General features: G+C 75.0%; 16 protein-coding genes. 7 read left to right on the forward strand and 9 right to left on the reverse strand.

The window, feature by feature from the left end; genetic code table 11:
• Positions 1-8 precede the first annotated feature (8 nt).
• A complete protein-coding gene (gene hmgA, locus E0L36_RS06645; protein WP_180927878.1) occupies positions 9-1379 on the reverse strand; it encodes a homogentisate 1,2-dioxygenase in 1371 nt (456 codons plus the stop codon).
• A 489-nt stretch (positions 1380-1868) separates the two neighbouring features.
• Here hmgA and E0L36_RS06650 point away from each other — a divergent pair, with 489 nt between their 5' ends.
• From E0L36_RS06650 to E0L36_RS06660, 3 genes are all read left to right on the forward strand, one after another.
• Complete coding sequence (locus E0L36_RS06650; RefSeq protein ID WP_180927879.1) at positions 1869-3287, forward strand: aldehyde dehydrogenase family protein; 1419 nt, start codon at positions 1869-1871, stop codon at positions 3285-3287.
• 139 nt (positions 3288-3426) lie between these two features.
• Entirely contained in the window at positions 3427-4509 is a 1083-nt protein-coding gene (locus E0L36_RS06655; protein WP_180927880.1) for an alcohol dehydrogenase catalytic domain-containing protein, read from the forward strand.
• A gap of 252 nt (positions 4510-4761) precedes the next feature.
• Entirely contained in the window at positions 4762-5478 is a 717-nt protein-coding gene (locus tag E0L36_RS06660; protein WP_180927881.1) for a TetR/AcrR family transcriptional regulator, read from the forward strand.
• A 46-nt stretch (positions 5479-5524) separates the two neighbouring features.
• On the opposite strand, the gene E0L36_RS06665 is transcribed toward E0L36_RS06660, so the two are convergent.
• Together E0L36_RS06665 and E0L36_RS06670 are read right to left on the reverse strand one after the other, a co-directional pair.
• Positions 5525-5986, reverse strand: coding sequence for a MaoC family dehydratase (locus E0L36_RS06665; RefSeq protein ID WP_180927882.1), 462 nt, complete (start codon positions 5984-5986; stop codon positions 5525-5527).
• Positions 5987-6417: 431 nt separating this feature from the next.
• Positions 6418-6930, reverse strand: coding sequence for a hypothetical protein (locus tag E0L36_RS06670; protein WP_258015922.1), 513 nt, complete (start codon positions 6928-6930; stop codon positions 6418-6420).
• A gap of 235 nt (positions 6931-7165) precedes the next feature.
• Here E0L36_RS06670 and E0L36_RS06675 point away from each other — a divergent pair, with 235 nt between their 5' ends.
• The 3 genes from E0L36_RS06675 (at position 7166) to E0L36_RS06685 (ending at position 9994) form a co-directional block, all read left to right on the forward strand.
• Positions 7166-8044: an SDR family oxidoreductase gene (locus E0L36_RS06675; protein WP_180927883.1), complete on the forward strand. Its 879-nt coding sequence runs from the start codon at positions 7166-7168 to the stop codon at positions 8042-8044.
• Positions 8045-8319: 275 nt separating this feature from the next.
• A complete protein-coding gene (locus tag E0L36_RS06680) occupies positions 8320-8937 on the forward strand; it encodes a TetR/AcrR family transcriptional regulator (RefSeq protein WP_180927884.1) in 618 nt (205 codons plus the stop codon).
• A 70-nt stretch (positions 8938-9007) separates the two neighbouring features.
• A complete protein-coding gene (locus E0L36_RS06685; RefSeq protein ID WP_180927885.1) occupies positions 9008-9994 on the forward strand; it encodes an NADPH:quinone oxidoreductase family protein in 987 nt (328 codons plus the stop codon).
• Positions 9995-10093: 99 nt separating this feature from the next.
• Here E0L36_RS06685 and E0L36_RS06690 read toward each other — a convergent pair whose 3' ends face one another.
• Both E0L36_RS06690 and E0L36_RS06695 read right to left on the reverse strand, forming a co-directional pair.
• Entirely contained in the window at positions 10094-11320 is a 1227-nt protein-coding gene (locus tag E0L36_RS06690) for an acyl-CoA dehydrogenase family protein (protein ID WP_180927886.1), read from the reverse strand.
• Between the two features lie 4 nt (positions 11321-11324).
• Entirely contained in the window at positions 11325-12344 is a 1020-nt protein-coding gene (locus tag E0L36_RS06695) for a phosphotransferase family protein (RefSeq protein WP_180927887.1), read from the reverse strand.
• Between the two features lie 178 nt (positions 12345-12522).
• On the opposite strand from E0L36_RS06695, the gene E0L36_RS06700 reads away from it, so the two are divergent.
• Positions 12523-13449, forward strand: coding sequence for a hypothetical protein (locus tag E0L36_RS06700; RefSeq protein ID WP_219636116.1), 927 nt, complete (start codon positions 12523-12525; stop codon positions 13447-13449).
• 139 nt (positions 13450-13588) lie between these two features.
• On the opposite strand, the gene E0L36_RS06705 is transcribed toward E0L36_RS06700, so the two are convergent.
• The 4 genes from E0L36_RS06705 to E0L36_RS06720 all read right to left on the reverse strand — a co-directional run bounded on the left by E0L36_RS06705 (position 13589) and on the right by E0L36_RS06720 (position 15634).
• Complete coding sequence (locus E0L36_RS06705; protein WP_180928652.1) at positions 13589-14083, reverse strand: gluconokinase; 495 nt, start codon at positions 14081-14083, stop codon at positions 13589-13591.
• A gap of 26 nt (positions 14084-14109) precedes the next feature.
• Positions 14110-14448 (reverse strand): DUF202 domain-containing protein, encoded by a 339-nt coding sequence (locus E0L36_RS06710; protein WP_180927888.1) that lies wholly within the window; start codon positions 14446-14448, stop codon positions 14110-14112.
• A complete protein-coding gene (locus tag E0L36_RS06715; RefSeq protein ID WP_180927889.1) occupies positions 14445-14843 on the reverse strand; it encodes a YidH family protein in 399 nt (132 codons plus the stop codon). The genes E0L36_RS06710 and E0L36_RS06715 overlap by 4 nt, the downstream gene beginning before the upstream one ends.
• Positions 14844-14983: 140 nt before the next feature.
• Complete coding sequence (locus E0L36_RS06720) at positions 14984-15634, reverse strand: NUDIX domain-containing protein (RefSeq protein ID WP_374705493.1); 651 nt, start codon at positions 15632-15634, stop codon at positions 14984-14986.
• Positions 15635-15719 lie beyond the last annotated feature (85 nt).

Raw genomic sequence — 15719 nt, forward strand, 5'->3', positions numbered from 1 at the left:
GGGCGGGTTCAGCGTTCGCCGGGCCGGTCCCCGCCGGTGAAGTGGCGTTCCAGACCCTGCCACACGCTGTCGTAGCCCTGTTGCAGGTGACCGGCCTCCAGCGCCTGGGTGGTCGTGATCACCGGCCAGCGGGTCTCGAACATGAACGCCAGGCCGTCGTCCAGCTTCTGCGGCCGCAGTTCGGCCGCGCTCGCCTTCTCGAAGGTCTCGCGGTCGGGGCCGTGCGCCGACATCATGTTGTGCAGGGAGCCGCCTCCCGGTACGAAGCCGCCCGGGCCGGACGACTTGGCGTCGTACGCGCCCTCGATGAGGCCCATGTACTCGCTCATCACGTTGCGGTGGAAGTACGGGGGCCGGAAGGTGTCCTCGCCCACCAGCCAGCGCGGCGCGAAGACCACGAAGTCCACGTTCGCCAGCCCCGGTTCGCTGGTCGGCGAGGTGAGCACGGTGAAGATGGACGGGTCCGGGTGGTCGTAGCTGATGCTGCCGAGCACGTTGAACCGGCGCAGGTCGTAGACGTACGGCAGGTGGTTGCCGTGCCAGGCGACCACGTCCAGCGGGGAGTGGTCGTAGACCGCGCGCCAGAGGCCGCCGCAGTACTTGCTGACCACCTCGACCGGCCGGTCCACCTCCTCGTACGCGGCGGTCGGCGCGAGGAAGTCCCGTGGGTTGGCGAGGCCGTTGGCGCCGATCGGCCCGAGGTCGGGGAGCTGGAACGGCCGCCCGTGGTTCTCGCAGACGTACCCCCGCGCCGGGCCGTCCGGCAGCTCCACGCGGAATCGCACCCCGCGCGGCAGGAGCGCGATCTCACCGGGTGTTGCCCGCAGCGGCCCGAACTCGGTGCGCAGCAGCAGCGTTCCGCGCTCCGGGACGATCAGCAGCTCACCGTCGGCGTCGCTGAACACCCGGTCGCGCATGGGGGAGTTGGCGGAGTAGAGGTGGATGGCCATCCCGGAGCGGCGGGAGGCGTCGCCGTTGCCGCCCAGGGTCCACAGGCCGTCGAGGAAGTCGGTGCCCGCCGGGGGCTCGGGGAGCGGGCTCCAGCGGAGCCGGTTCGGGTCCGCGGTTTCCCCGAAGGGGGCTCCGCGCAGCGTCCCGCTGGCCATCCGCTCGAACGGGGGGTGGGCGGCCGAGGGCCGGACGCGGTACAGCCAGGAGCGGCGGTTGGCCGCCCGGGGCTCGGTGAAGGCGCTGCCGCTCAACTGCTCGGCGTAGAGGCCGTGGGGGGCGCGCTGCGGGGAGTTCCGCCCCACGGGGAGCGCGCCGGGAACCGCTTCGCTGCTGTGCTGGTTGCCGAATCCGGAGAGGTAGTCGAGCGGGGCCGGGGCCGGTGCCGCCGCGTCCGTTCGTTCCGATCTGCCGTCAGTGCCGAGACTCATCGCACGCTCCCAGTACGTCGATTCCTTCGCAAGACCATAGGAATACCGGAGGCGGGACGTCAACGGACCGCTCCGGCCCCGGTGCGGCCGCGTCCCGCCGGACGCGCTCCCGCCCGGCGGCGTCTCCCGGGCCGCCCACCCCGGCCCGGCCGCCGGACCCGCCCCGGACCCCGGTGGACCGTGGAGCTGCCGAACGCCCCCGGATGTGTACGGGCGTTGGCGCGGAGGCCTCGGAACCCCGGGGCGTGGAAGGGGAGTCGAGGCCCGGCGGGGAGGGAGTGGCCGCCACGGACCGGGGGCGCCCGCGTCAACCGCGGTGCCGTGGCGGTGCGGTGGCCGCCCGGGCGGTGGTCCGGTGGACCGCGCCGGGGTGCGGGGACACCGCCGGAGGTGCGGCGCCGGGCCCGCGCGCCCCCGCGCGCGGCGGCTGGGTCAGCGCGCCTCACCAGCGGGCTGACACCCCCCGACGGCGCCGCTAGTTTGGGGCGCATGCAGGCACACGACGGTATGTACATCGACGGGGAGTGGCGGCCCGCCACGAGCACCGACACCATCGAGGACCGCAACCCCGCCGACGGGACGCTGCTCGGCACCGTGCCCGCCGGAGGCCCGGCGGACGTGGACGCCGCGGTCGCCGCCGCCCGGGCCGCGTTCCCCGGCTGGGCGGCCACCCCGCCGTCCCGGCGCGCCGAACTGCTGGCCGCGCTGCACCGGGTGCTGGAGACGCGGCACGAGGAGATCGCCCGGACGGTGACCCGGGAACTCGGCGCGCCGATCGGTTTCGCCCGCGCCGTGCAGGCGTCGGTCCCGGCGGCCGTCTGCGCGAGCTACGCCACGCTCGCCGCCGAGCACCCCTTCGAGGAGCGCGTCGGCAACTCCCGGGTGCTGCACGAGCCGATCGGTGTGGTCGGCGCGATCACCCCGTGGAACTACCCCCTGCACCAGATCGTCGCCAAGGCCGCCCCGGCGCTGGCGGCCGGGTGCGTCATGGTGCTCAAACCGGCCGAGGACACCCCGCTGGTCGCCCAGCTGTTCGCGGAGGCGGTACACGAAGCGGGCTTCCCCGCGGGGGTGTTCAACCTCGTCACCGGACTCGGCCCGGTCGCCGGACAGGCGCTGGCCGAACACGACGGTGTCGACCTGCTCTCCTTCACCGGCTCCACGGCCGTGGGGCGCCGGGTCGGGGCGCTCGCGGGCGGTGCGATCAAGCCCGTCGCCCTGGAGCTGGGCGGCAAGTCGGCCAACGTCATCCTGCCGGGCGCCGACCTGACCCGCGCCGTCAAGGTGGGCGTCGCCAACGTGATGGCCAACTCCGGCCAGACGTGCAGCGCGTGGACCCGGATGCTGGTGCACGCCGAACAGTACGAGGAGGCCGTCGAGTTGGCCGCGTCCGCCGCCAACCGGTACCCGCCGGGCGACCCGGAGGACGACGCCACCCGGCTCGGCCCGGTGGTCAACGCCCGCCAGTACGAGCGGGTCACCGGGTACATCGCGCGGGGCGAGCGGGAGGGCGCGCGCCTGGTGGCCGGGGGTGCCGAGGCCCCCGCCGGGTTCGAGGGCGGCTGCTACGTGCGGCCCACCGTCTTCGCGGACGTCCGCCCGGAGATGGCCGTCGCCCAGGAGGAGATCTTCGGGCCGGTCCTCTCCGTACTGCGGTACGAGGACACCGAGGAGGCGCTGCGGATCGCGAACGGCACCGTGTACGGCCTGGCCGGCGCGGTGTTCGCGGAGGACGAGGAGTCCGCGGTGGCCTTCGCGCGGCGGCTGGAGACCGGTCAGGTGGACATCAACGGCGGCCGTTTCAACCCGCTGGCCCCGTTCGGTGGTTACAAGCGCTCCGGGGTGGGCCGGGAGCTGGGCACCCACGGTCTCGGCGAGTACCTCCAGACCAAGTCCCTCCAGTTCTGAGTCCGTTGGGCGCTCCGCCGTCCCGTGGGGCGCCCAACCGGCCGCCCGTCCCCGTGGGGTGCCCAACCGGCCGCCGCGCCTCCTCCGTTCCGTCCGGTCCGTCCCCGTCAGGTCCCGCCTCTCGCCCCGGAGCCGCCCCATGGTTCGCGCCGCCGTCCTGCCCGCCGTCTCGGCACCGCTCGACATCGTGGAGATCGCGCTCCCCGACCCCGGGCCCGGCGAGGTGCGGGTGCGCCTGGCCGCGGCCGGGGTCTGCCACTCCGACCTGTCGCTCTCCAACGGCACCCTCCGGCAGCCGGTGCCCGCCGTCCTCGGACACGAGGGCGCCGGGACCGTCGTCGCGGTGGGCGAGGGGGTGCGCGGCTTCGCCCCCGGGGACGGTGTCGTCCTCAACTGGGCGCCGGCCTGCGGCTCCTGCCACTTCTGCGTGGCGCTCGGTGAACCCTGGCTCTGTGCCGAGGCCAACGCGCGTACGACGGTGCCCTACGCCCACACCCGCGACGGGCAGCCGCTGTACCCGGGGCTGAGCGTCGCCGCGTTCGCCGAGGAGACGGTGGTACCGGAACGCGCCGTGCTGCCGCTGCCCGCCGGGATCCCGCTGGAGGACGCCGCGGTGCTCGGCTGCGCGGTGCTCACCGGCTACGGCGCGGTCCACCACAGCGCCCGGGTCGTGCCGGGGGAGCGGGTGGTGGTCCTCGGCGTCGGCGGCGTGGGGCTGGCGACCGTACGGTCCGCCCGCATCGCCGGGGCCGAGCAGGTCATCGCGGTCGATGTCACGCCCGGCAAGGAGGGGTTGGCGCGGGCCGCCGGAGCCACCGACTTCCTCGTCGCCTCCGAGCGGACCGCCCGGGACGTCCGGGCGCTCACCGGCGGACTGGGCGCGGACGTCGCCATCGAGTGTGTGGGCCGGGCGCGGGCCGTCCGCACCGCCTGGGACGCCACCCGCCGGGGCGGGCGCACCACGGTGCTGGGCATCGGCGGCAAGGAGGAGCGCGTCTCCTTCTCCAGCCTGGAGATCTTCCACTTCGCCCGCACTCTGACCGGCTGCGTCTACGGCAACTCCGATCCGGCGCGCGATCTGCCGGTCCTGGCCACCCACGTCCGGGAGGGCCGCTTCGACCTGTCGGCGCTGGTGACCGAGCACATCGAACTGGACGGCATACCGGACGCCTTCGAGGCGATGCTGGCCGGGCGCGGCGGCCGCGCCCTCGTGCGTTTCTGACCCCTCCTCGCCCGGGCCGTGCCCGGGAGACCGACCGGGCCGGAGCCGGACCCGGCGTCATGCCGTCGCACCACCGGCCGTCCTTTCGGGGGACGTGGCGGCTCCGCGGAGCGGCCCCGGCCGACCGCCGGCGACCCCGGAACCCGGGGGCGCGCGGGCCGTGGGCGCACTCTCGCGGCCGTCCGCGACCCCTAAGCAGCCGCTCATGGCCGGGGTATGGTGTTCGCCGGTCGACGGTAAGGGCGGTGAGCCATGGCAGCATCCGGAGGCACACGGGCCACGGGGACCTCAGCCACCACAGCGCGCGGGACCGCCGCACGGCGGGCCCGCGTACCGGAGGACACCGGGGCCGGGGCCCGGGACGACGGCTCCTTCTCCACGGTCACTCCGGACGCGGCGCGCCGACTGCTGCTGGGCGCGGTCGAGGCGTTCGCCGAGCGCGGCTTCCACGCCACCACCACCCGGGACATCGCGGGCCGTGCGGGGATGAGCCCGGCGGCGCTGTACATCCACTACAAGACCAAGGAGGAGCTGCTCTACCAGATCAGCCGGGTCGGTCACGACCGCACCGTGCGGGTGCTGGAGGAGGCGGCGACCCATCCGGGCGGCCACGCCGAGCGGCTGGCCGAGGCGGTGCGCGCCTTCGTCAGCTGGCACGCGGGACACCACACCACCGCCCGGGTCGTCCAGTACGAACTGGCGGCGCTGGCCGAGGAGCACTACGCGGAGATCGTGGCGCTCCGCCGCCGCTGTGAGGAGATCGTGCGCGGCATCCTCGAAGACGGCCTCGCCGCCGGGGAGTTCGCCCTCCCCGACGTGCGGGGGACCGCGCTCGCGGTGATGTCGCTCTGCATCGACGTCGCCCGCTGGTTCAGCCCGGAGGGCGACCGGTCGCCGGAGGAGATCGGCGCGCTCTACGCGGATCTGGCGCTGCGCATGGTCGGCGCGGTGGGCGGCGCGGGGCGCTGACCGGCCCGTGCCGCCGTGGACCGGGGGCGGCCCGGCGCGGCGGTGGTCACCAGAAGTAGCGGCTGACGGTCTCCGCGACGCACACCGGTTTGTCGCCGCCCTCCCGCTCCACCGTGACCTTGACGGTGACCTGCACGCCCTCGCCCGCCTCGCGGACGTCCACCAGCTCGACGGCGCCCCGCACCCGGGAGCCGCTGGGGAGCGGGGCGGGGAAACGCACCTTGTTGACGCCGTAGTTGACGCCCATCCGCTGCCCCTCCAGCCGGATCACCTGCGGCACCAGGGCGGGCAGCAGGGAGAGCGTGAGGTAGCCGTGCGCGATGGTGCCGCCGAACGGTCCCCCGGCGGCCCGCTCGGTGTCGACGTGGATCCACTGGTGGTCGTCGGTGGCGTCGGCGAACAGGTCGATACGGCGCTGGCCGATCTCCATCCAGTCGCTGTGGCCCAGCGGTTCACCGACCGCCGCGGCCAGTTCCTCCGCCGAGGTGAAGACTCGGGGCTCCGCCATCCGTGATCCCTCCCGCACAGGTTGGACGCGCCGCCGGTCCGGGTGTGCCGGGGCGTCGCGCCGGCGCCCGCCACCACCGACTCTAAGCGCTCGCTCAGCATGCGGGGTGCCGTGCGGTCTGTCAACGTCACAGCGCATCCGGCGCGTACCCGCCCCGCCCCGGGCCGGGCCGCGGCCCGGACGGCGGTCCCCCGGCGGCCCGAACGCCCGCTCACCCACCCGGTGTTCACCCCTCGCCCGCGGGTCGGCCGTCGGGCGCGAGGTGAACGGGTGGGCGGGAGCGGGTCGAGCGGGGCGTCGAGCCGGCACGGGGGCGCTCGCGGTACCGGGGCGGGTGCGGATCCCGCGTGAGGGCGGGGTGGCCGGGCGCGGGACCGGCGTGGAGTCCGCCCGGGGGGCCGTCTCCGGGCGCCGGAGCGCGGTGGACGCGTCTAGACGGCGGCGAAGGCGCCGGGGCTGGCCCGGGGGCCGCGCGCGTTCTGACCGCGGGGCGCGGGTGGTTCGTGGTCGCCGGTGCCGTACGCCTCGAAGGAGGCGATCACCTGGCGGAGCACCTCGGCGAGCCGCTGGGTCGGCGCGCGGGTGGGGTCATCGCAGGGGAGAAGTGACCTGCCGCCCCAGGTGAGGCGGTGCCACTCGTCGAGGGCGGTCGGCTGTCTGATGCCGTCGCGTTTCTCCCGCCGTCTGCGGGCCGCGACGGTGCTCTCGTAGGCGAGCCAGACGTCGCGCGCCTCCTCCAGCTCCTCCAGCGCGGCGACGAGCAGGCCGGGGTCGGGTTCGCGGTCGTCGGGAGGGAACCCGGCACGCGCGCACAGATGGTGCCAGGTGGCCCGGTGGCCGTAGGGCGCGAAGCGTTCGAGGCACTTGCGCAGTGCCCGCCGACGCTGGGACGGGGCCCGAAGCGGATCGCGGACCTGCTGTGCCAAGGCTCTGAAGCCAGCCAATCATCCCACCTCCGAGGGAGAGGTACCGACTCGTCGGGGATGTGACGTACCGCCCGCCGCATCGGATCCCGCTCCGGAGCAGATTCTCTCGTGTGTTCCGAGAACGGGCGAAGTACCCGGTGGCGAGCGGGATATGCGCGAGCGGCCCGTGGTGTGCCGAACGCGGAACCCTTCCCCGTGCCATACCGACTGGTTAGTCTGCCGCTGCCGGGCAGTCGACGTGGAGGGTGACGGGATGGAATCCATACGCGAGCACGCGTCGCTCCGGGACCGTGCGGTGGTGGTGACCGGGGCGGGAAGCGGCATCGGAGCCGCGTACGCCCGCCGGTTCGCCGCCGCCGGGGCGCGCGTCGTGGTCAACGACCTCGACCCGGACCGCGCGGACCGGGTGGCCCGGCGGATCGGTGCCCTGGCCGTTCCGGGCGACGCCTCGGCGTGCGTCGCTCCGGCGCGCGCGGCGCTGGGCGGCGCCATCGACGTCTTCTGCGCGAACGCCGGGGTCGCCCCGGCGGGCGGCCCGGAGGCCCCCGACAGCGACTGGGAGGCGGCGTGGGACGTCAACGTCATGGCCCATGTCCGGGCCGCGCGGGAGCTGTTGCCGGAGTGGCTGGAGCGGGGTGAGGGCCGGTTCGTCGCCACCGTCTCGGCCGCCGGACTGCTCACGATGGTCGGCTCCGCGCCGTACAGCGTCACCAAGCACGCCGCGCTCTCCTTCGCGGAGTGGCTGTCGGTCACCTACCGGCACCGGGGGATAGCGGTGCACGCCGTCTGCCCCGCCGGGGTCCGCACCCGGATGCTGCGCGCGGCCGGGCCGACCGGCGAACTCCTCCTGAGGGCGGAGGCCATCACGCCGGACGAGGTGGCCGAGGCGCTGTTCGACGCGCTGGCCGAGGAGCGCTTCCTGGTCCTGCCGCACCCCGACACCGCCGGCCACTACACCGCCCGGGCGGCCGACACCGACGGCTGGCTGACCGCCATGAACCGGCTGCAACGTACGGTCGAGGAGCGGATCGGCCCACCGCCCGCCGGGGAGCCGCCCGCCACATCGGGCGAAGCCCCGTCCGCGCGGTCCGCCGGGGAGCCGCCCGCCGCGTCCGCCGGGACGGAGCGGTGATCCGCCCCGCCGGCGCCCCACCCGGAACCGGGCGGGACCACGCCTCCGGGCGGAGCGCCGCCCACCGTTCCCGCGCACCGTTCGGACACTGCCTGAGCTGCCGGGAACCGTGGGTGGCAGGATCCTGCGGAGAGAGCGGCGCGCCCCACCGGGCGCCCGGCGGGGAGGAGGCGGCGGCGCGCGGCTCCGGGCCCCGCCGGGGCGGGGACCGTGGGCGAGGGACCAGCCACCGGGCGCTCGCGGCACGGTGGACGAGCGAGAGGCGGGAGGCGGCCATGGCCAAGGCCGAGGGGACGGAGCGCGCGAGCGCGGAACGGGCGGAGGAGACGCCCGTGCCACGGCGGCTGATGGCCGAGGCGACCCGGCTGTTCGCCACCCGAGGCTACGACCGGACCTCGGTGCAGGAGATAGTGCGCGCCGCCGGGGTCACCAAGGGCGCGCTCTACCACTACTTCGGCTCCAAGGAGGACCTGCTCCACGAGGTCTACGGGCGGCTGCTGCGCCTCCAGCAGGAGCGGCTGGACGCGGTGGCGGACACGGACCGGCCGGTCGGGGAGCGGGTCCGCGAGGCGGCCGCCGACGTGGTGGTGACCACGATCGAGAACCTCGACGACGCGATGATCTTCTTCCGCTCGATGCACCAGCTGACGCCCGAGAAGCAGCACCAGGTACGCGCCGAACGCCGTCGCTACCACGAGCGGTTCCGCGCGCTGATCGAGGAGGGCCAGCGGGACGGCGTCTTCAGCGACCGCACCCCGGCCGACATCGTCGTCGGCTACCACTTCGGCTCCGTCCACCACCTCAGCAGCTGGTACAGCCGTGATGGTGAACTCACGCCCCGGGAGGTCGCCGACCACCTCGCCGACCTCCTGATGCGGGCGCTGCGTCCCTGAGCGCGCCCGCGGACCCCGGCCGGACGGCCGGGAGACGACCACCGACGACCGACCGGACAGGATGAGGCCCGTGCAGGCATGGCGCGTCCACGCGAACGGCGAGCCCCGCGAGGTGATGCGGCTCGACGAGATACCCGAACCGAAGCCCGGCGCGGGGGAGTTGCTGGTGCGGGTGCGCGCCGCCAACGTCAACTTCCCGGACGCGATGATGTGCCGGGGGGAGTACCAGATCGTGCCGCCGCTGCCGTTCACCCCGGGGATCGAGGTGTGCGGAGAACCGGTGGCGGTGGGCCCGGACACGGAGGGAGCGCCCGCCCCCGGCAGCCGGGTGATCGGCCAACCGGCCTTTCCGCACGGGGGGTTCGGGGAGCTGGCGGTCGTCCCCGTGGCGATGGCGCGCCCGGCGCCGCCCGCGCTGGACGACGCGGGGGCGGCGGCGCTGCACATCGGCTACCAGACCGGGTGGTTCGCGCTGCACCGCCGGGCCCGGATCCAGCCGGGCGAGACACTGTTGGTGCACGCGGCGGCCGGGGGCGTGGGCAGCGCCGCCGTACAGCTCGGCCGGGCCGCCGGGGCGCGCGTCATCGGGGTGGTGGGCGGCGCCGCGAAGGCGGCTACCGCCCGGGAGCTGGGCTGTGAGGTGGTGGTGGACCGCCGAACGGACAACGTCATCGCCGCCGTCAAGGAGGCCACCGGCGGTCGCGGCGCGGACGTGGTCTTCGACCCGGTGGGCGGCGACGCTTACGCGAAGTCCGTCAAGTGCGTGGCCTTCGAGGGCCGGATCGTCACGGTGGGCTTCGCCAGCGGCGCGGTGCCGGCCCCGGGCCTCAACCACATCCTGATCAAGAACTACGCGGTGCTCGGGCTGCACTGGGGGCTGTACAACACCCGCGAGCCCGGGCTGGTCGCCGACTGCCACCGGGAGCTGACCCGGCTCGCCGAGGAGGGGGCGATCAGCCCGCTGATCAGCGAGCGGGTCCCGCTGGAGGGCGCCGCGGACGCGGTGCAGCGCGTCTTCGACGGGGTCACCACCGGCCGCGTCGTCGTCCAGCTCTGACGGCCGGGCGGAAAGGGCTCCGCGAACGGGCCTGCCCGGCCCGGCCGTTCGGGCGGCGCGCGCGGGGCCGGGCCCGGCAGCCGGGCCCCGCGCGGCCGGTCAGTCGCCTTCCGGTGCGTGCCGGGCCAACTCGCGGCGGGCCAGGGAGCGTTGGTGTACCTCGTCCGGGCCGTCGGCCAGCCGCAGGGTCCGCGCCGCCGCCCACAGCGCGGCCAGCGGGGTGTCCTGGCTGACGCCCGCCGCGCCGTGCAGCTGTACCGCGCGGTCGAGGATGTCCGTCACGGCCCGGGGTGTCTCGATCTTGATGGCCTGGATCTCGGTGTGCGCGCCCTGGTTGCCGACGGTGTCCATCAGCCAGGCGGTCTTGAGGGTCAGCAGCCGCAGCTGCTCGATCCGCACCCGCGCGTCCGCGATCCACTGGTGGACCGCCCCCTGGTCCGCCAGCCGCCGCCCGAACGCCGTCCGCTCCTGGGCTCGTTGGCACATCAGCTCCACCGCGCGCTCCGCCATCCCGATCAGCCGCATGCAGTGGTGGATCCGGCCCGGCCCCAGCCGGGCCTGGGCGATCGCGAAGCCGCCGCCCTCCTCGCCGATGAGGTGGTGTCGGGGCACCCGCACCCCGTCCAGGACGATCTCGGCGTGGCCGCCGTGGTAGTGGTCCTCGTAGCCGTAGACGGTCATGGCGCGGCGCACCGTGAGCCCGGGGGTGTCCCGTGGCACCAGCACCATGGACTGCTGGCGGCGCACGTCCTCGGCGTCCGGATCGGTCTTGCCCATCACGATGAGGATCTTGCAGTCGGGGTTCATCGCGCCGGAGATGAACCACTTGCGGCCCGAGATGACGTAGTCGTCGCCCTCGCGCCGGATACGGGTCGCGATGTTGGTGGCGTCCGAGGAGGCGACGTCCGGCTCGGTCATCGCGAACGCCGACCTGAACTCCCCGCTGAGCAGCGGTTCCAGCCACATCCGCCGCTGTTCGGCGCTGCCGAACTCGGTCAGCACCTCCATGTTCCCGGTGTCCGGCGCGGCGCAGTTGAGCGCCGTCGGCGCCAACTGCGGGCTACGGCCGGTGATCTCGGCCAGCGGGGCGTACTGGAGGTTGGTCAGCCCAGCGCCGTAGATCCGGTCTGGCAGGAAGAGGTTCCACAGCCCCAACCGCCGTGCTGTCGCTTTGAGTTCGCCCACTATCGGCGGGGTCTGCCAGGGCGACTCCTGCTCGGCGCGCTGCTGTTCGGCCACCGCCTCCGCCGGGTAGACGTGGTCGCGCATGAAGTGCAGGAGCTGTTCCCGCAGTTCCCTGGTGCGTCCGTCGTACGCGAATTCCATGCCCTCAGCCCTTCCGCAGCGTGGCGAGTCCGTTGTCGATGAGGACGGGGACGATCTCCCCGATCTGGTCGAAGCCCGCGCCCACGGTCTGACCGAGCGTGTAGCGGTAGTGGATGCCCTCCAGGATCACCGCGAGCTTGAAGTAGGCGAACGCGGTGTACCAGCCGACACCCGAGACGTCCCGGCCCGACGCGGCGGCGTACCGCTCGACCAGCTCGCGCGTGCCGGGGTGGCCCGGCGCCCCGCTGGCGGTGGCGAGCGGCAGCCCGGGAAGGTCCTGTTCGCTGTACATCACCAGCAGCCCCAGGTCGGTCAGTGGGTCGCCGAGCGTCGACATCTCCCAGTCGAGCACCGCGCTGATCCGGTCCTCGGCGTCCACCAGCACGTTGTCCAGCCGGAAGTCACCGTGCACCACCGTCGCCGCGGGGGAGGCGGGCAGCCGCCCGGCCAGCCCGTCGCGCAGCGCGTCGATCCCCGGCAGCGGGCGGCCGTGCGACGCCTCCCACTGCGTGCTCCAGCGGCGCAACTGCCGCTCCAGGAAGCCCTCCGGGCGACCGAAGTCCCCGAGCCCGACCTCCTCCGGGCGCACCGCGTGCAGCGCCACGAGCGTGTCCACCAGCGAGAGCACCACCCGGCGGGTCCGCTCGGGGCCCAGCGCCGCCAGCTCGGCGGAGGTACGGTACGGCGTGCCCGCCATGTGCTCCATGACGTAGAACGGAGCCCCGATCACCTCGTCGTCCTGGCAGAGCAGGAGCGTCCCGGGCACGGGAACCCCCGTGTCCCGCAGGGCGCTGATGACCCGGTACTCCCGCGCCATGTCGTGTGCCGTGGCCAGCACATGGCCCAGCGGCGGACGGCGCAGCACCCAGCGGGAGGCGCCGTCCCCCAGCCGGTACGTGAGGTTCGACCGCCCGCCCTGGACGACCTCCGCCCCCAACGGGCCGGCCAGCAGCCCGGGACGCTCGCGCGCCAGGTACTCACCGAGCCGCGCCAGGTCGAGACCGGGCGGATTCTCTCTGCTCATCGTGCGCGCTCCTCCGGGGCGGGGGATGTTCGAACGGCTCGATCATGCCGACTAGTCGGTATGGCGTCCAGAGGTGTGAGCGCACGAGCGGGGAGCACGACGCGGTCCCGCCCAACGGACCGCTCCCGCCGTCCCGAAACCGGGTGACAGCGCCGGCCGCCGGTGCTGCACTGGAACCATGACAGCACGACACCCGGGCCCACCCCGCCCCTACCGCTGGGCGCTCGCCCCGGCGGACGGGCGCCCGGCCGACCGGATCGGAGCCCGAGCCGAGGGCGGCGAACCCGCCGACCTCTGGTACCTGTCCCGGCTGGTGGAGTGCGCGGCCCGGGTGCTGGCCCGCTCCCACGCGGCCGACCTGGTCTTCGTCGGCCGGTCGCTGGACAGCATGCACGACCTGCTCACCGGCGCCTACGCGGGCACACCCCGGGAGGGCGGGCGGAGCCTGCGCCGACTCCCGATCTCCCTGCGCGGGCTGTACGCCGAGCCCTCCCCGAGAGAGCGCTCCCGGCTGCGGGAACATCTGGACGCCGCGGGGCTCAGCCCGTCCGCGCTGGCCCGGCGGAGCCGCCAGGTGGCCCTGACCGACGTGGTGTCCAGCGGCACCACCTTCGACGTGCTGCACCGCGAACTCGCCCGGTGGATCGGGGAGAGCGGCGAGCCATGGCCGGTGATCCGGCGGAAGCTGCGGTACGTCGGCGTCACCGTCCGGGGCAAGACCAGCCCGAACCACCGGCGTTGGCAACAGAGCGCGGGTTCGGCCCCCTGGGTCCGCACCCTGCCCGCGGGCCATGTGGTCAACGTGTCGCTGGAGTTCGAGGTGTGGGGCTGGCTCGGCAACTGGCAGCCGAAGACCGCCCCCTCGTTCGCCCGGGACCGCTGGTTCGACGAGGAGTGCGACGGCCCCGTCCGGCACCCCGAACTTCCCGACGCGCTCAGCGACGCGCTGGCGCTCGTCGAGGCGGGGCGGAGCCGCGCCGTGCGCGACGAGCTGGTCCGGGTGCTGGGCCGGGAGCCCGCCTTCGCCGAACGCCCGGTCCGCGAACTGGCGCACGCCCTGCGGCACGGCCGGGGTGGCCGCCGCCCCGCCCGCCGCTCCCGTTGACGGCCACCGGCGGCCCCCGCTGACCACCCTTCCGCGACAGCGCCCCCGACTTCCCCTGCCCGCCCGGTCGTTGGCGCCCGCCCGGCGTGGTGGGTGCCCGCCCGGCCCCGGCCCTCGTGGGCGCCGGTCCGGCGGAGGCTCAGCCGCCCCGGCCGGGGCGCGGGAGGGGCAGCGCCGCCCGGGCCAGGTCCAGGATCTCCTCGGGGGTGCCCGTGATCGGCAGCACCGTGCCCGGCTCGTCCTCCGCCAGCGGCTCCAGCGCCGCGAACTGCGAACGCAGCAGCGCGGCGGGCATGAAGTGCCCGCTCCGCCCGGCCAGCCGGGCCGCGATCAGCTCCTCCGGGCCGTGCAGGTGCAGGAAGCGCGGGGCGGACCCCGAGCGCCGCAGCCGGTCCCGGTAGCGCCGCTTCAGCGCCGAGCAGGTGACCACCCCTCCCACCGGGGCGTGGTCGTCCAGCCACCGCGCGACGGTGTCCAGCCAGGGGCCGCGGTCCGCGTCGTCCAGCGGGGTGCCCGCCGCCATCTTCGCCACGTTCTCCGACGGATGCAGATCGTCCGCGTCCGCGTACGCCACCTGAAGCCACCCGGCCAGCAGCGCGCCGACCGTGCTCTTGCCGGACCCCGAGACCCCCATCACCACGACCAGCGGCACGCCGGTACTCACCACAGCGCGACTCCTCCCACGACGATCAGTGCCAGGACGCACAGCGCGGTGACCCACACCAGCCGCTGGTCCATCGCCGCCGGCCGGGCCGACGCCATCGCCCGGATCCTGCGGTGCGCGACGACCAGCAGCACCAGCCAGGCCAGCACCGCGACGCTCAGCGCGAGCGCCGCCGCCGCGCCGCCGCCCTCCACCACCACGAGGCGCAGGGCGAGCGCCACCGAGACGAAGAATGTCAGGGTGGTGCGCCGCCAGGCCAGCCTGGTGCGCTCCGGCTGGGCGCCCGGATCCCGCGCGGGCCACCGGGGAGCCGGAGGACCCTGCGCCCCGCTCACCGCCCCGCCCACCCCAGCGCCAGCACCGCGATCACCACGAGCGCCGCGACGCCGGTCGCCACCGCCAGCAGCGCGGGGAACCGCGACATCGGCAGGTCCTCCCCCCGGCGCATCGCCCGCTCGCAGCGCACCCAGTGGTTGATCGCCCGCACCGCGCAGAACGCGGCGCCCACCAGCAGCGTGACGGCGACGCCGGTGCGCACGCCCCAGCGCAGCTGGGTCAGGAACTGGTCGACCGCGATACCGCCCGCGACCAGCGCCAGCGCGGTGCGGATCCAGGCCAGGAAGGTGCGCTCGTTAGCGAGGGAGAAGCGGTAGTCGGGTGTGCTGCCCTCGTCCCGCAGGCGCTGTGGGGCGAACCACAGCCGGATCGTCGCCAGAGTCCGGTGGATCATGCCGGGAGCCTATGCAATGCGCCGCCCCGCCCGGTCACGGCGGGGAGCCGCCGCCCCGCGCCGACGCGGGGTGGCCGGGGCGGTCGGTTCCGGCGGGCGTGGGTCCGGCCCCCGGAAGGGCCGGGAGCGGCGTGGGCGGGTCAGCGGGCGGCGTGGCGCCAGTCGCGCAGCCGCCGGTGGGTCTCCAGCCCGTCCGGCACCACGTCCCACTCCGTGAGCCGTCGCTCCAGCTCCGCCTCCGGGAGGAAGGCGTGCCAGTCGACCTCCTCCGGCTGCGGACGGACGGGCAGGGCGCACACCACCTCGTACACGGCGACGAACCAGCCCTGCCCGGCGGTGCCCGCCCCGTCGAACAGGTAGGTGAACCGGTGGACGGGGCGCGGCAGTCCGTGAACGCCCAGCTCCTCCTCGGCCTCCCGCAGCGCCGCCTCGTCGTAGGTCTCGCCCGCGCCGAGCACGCCGCCGACCACCGGGTCGTACATCCCCGGGAAGATCAGCTTGCCGGGGGTGCGCCGGTGCGTGAAGATCCGGCCCTCCGGGTCGCGGACCTGGATCGCGGCGCACCGGTGCCGGAGCCCCCGCGCGTACACCGCGCCCCGGGAGCGCTGGCCGAGGACCCGGTCCCGCTCGTCCACCACGTCCAGCGTCTCCTCGGCGGGATCGGCGGGATCGGCGGGATCGGCGGGGGGTGTGGTGTCGGCGGGATCGTCGAGGTTCCCGGGGCCCGCTGGGCTCCCGGGGGCCGTGGGGCGAGGGGGAGTTGAGGGTTCCGCCAGCCCCGGAGGATCCACGGGACCCGGAGGATCCGGAGGACCCGCGGGGTCTGCCGGATCGTGGGGCGGGGTGCGCACCCGCCCAGCGTAGCCACCCCGCCGC

This window comes from Streptomyces sp. AJS327, assembly GCF_013450295.1.
Lineage (GTDB): Bacteria > Actinomycetota > Actinomycetes > Streptomycetales > Streptomycetaceae > Streptomyces.

Bases quoted from the DNA above. Each gene is read 5' to 3' on its own strand.
- E0L36_RS06660 (WP_180927881.1), top strand. From the start codon at position 4,762: ATGGCAGCATCCGGAGGCACACGGGCCACGGGGACCTCAGCCACCACA.
- E0L36_RS06655 (WP_180927880.1), top strand. From the start codon at position 3,427: ATGGTTCGCGCCGCCGTCCTGCCCGCCGTCTCGGCACCGCTCGACATC.
- E0L36_RS06665 (WP_180927882.1), bottom strand. From the start codon at position 5,986: ATGGCGGAGCCCCGAGTCTTCACCTCGGCGGAGGAACTGGCCGCGGCG.
- E0L36_RS06715 (WP_180927889.1), bottom strand. From the start codon at position 14,843: ATGATCCACCGGACTCTGGCGACGATCCGGCTGTGGTTCGCCCCACAG.
- E0L36_RS06690 (WP_180927886.1), bottom strand. From the start codon at position 11,320: ATGGAATTCGCGTACGACGGACGCACCAGGGAACTGCGGGAACAGCTC.
- E0L36_RS06700 (WP_219636116.1), top strand. From the start codon at position 12,523: ATGACAGCACGACACCCGGGCCCACCCCGCCCCTACCGCTGGGCGCTC.
- E0L36_RS06650 (WP_180927879.1), top strand. From the start codon at position 1,869: ATGCAGGCACACGACGGTATGTACATCGACGGGGAGTGGCGGCCCGCC.
- E0L36_RS06675 (WP_180927883.1), top strand. From the start codon at position 7,166: ATGGAATCCATACGCGAGCACGCGTCGCTCCGGGACCGTGCGGTGGTG.
- E0L36_RS06680 (WP_180927884.1), top strand. From the start codon at position 8,320: ATGGCCAAGGCCGAGGGGACGGAGCGCGCGAGCGCGGAACGGGCGGAG.
- hmgA (WP_180927878.1), bottom strand. From the start codon at position 1,379: ATGAGTCTCGGCACTGACGGCAGATCGGAACGAACGGACGCGGCGGCA.
- E0L36_RS06695 (WP_180927887.1), bottom strand. From the start codon at position 12,344: ATGAGCAGAGAGAATCCGCCCGGTCTCGACCTGGCGCGGCTCGGTGAG.
- E0L36_RS06705 (WP_180928652.1), bottom strand. From the start codon at position 14,083: ATGGGGGTCTCGGGGTCCGGCAAGAGCACGGTCGGCGCGCTGCTGGCC.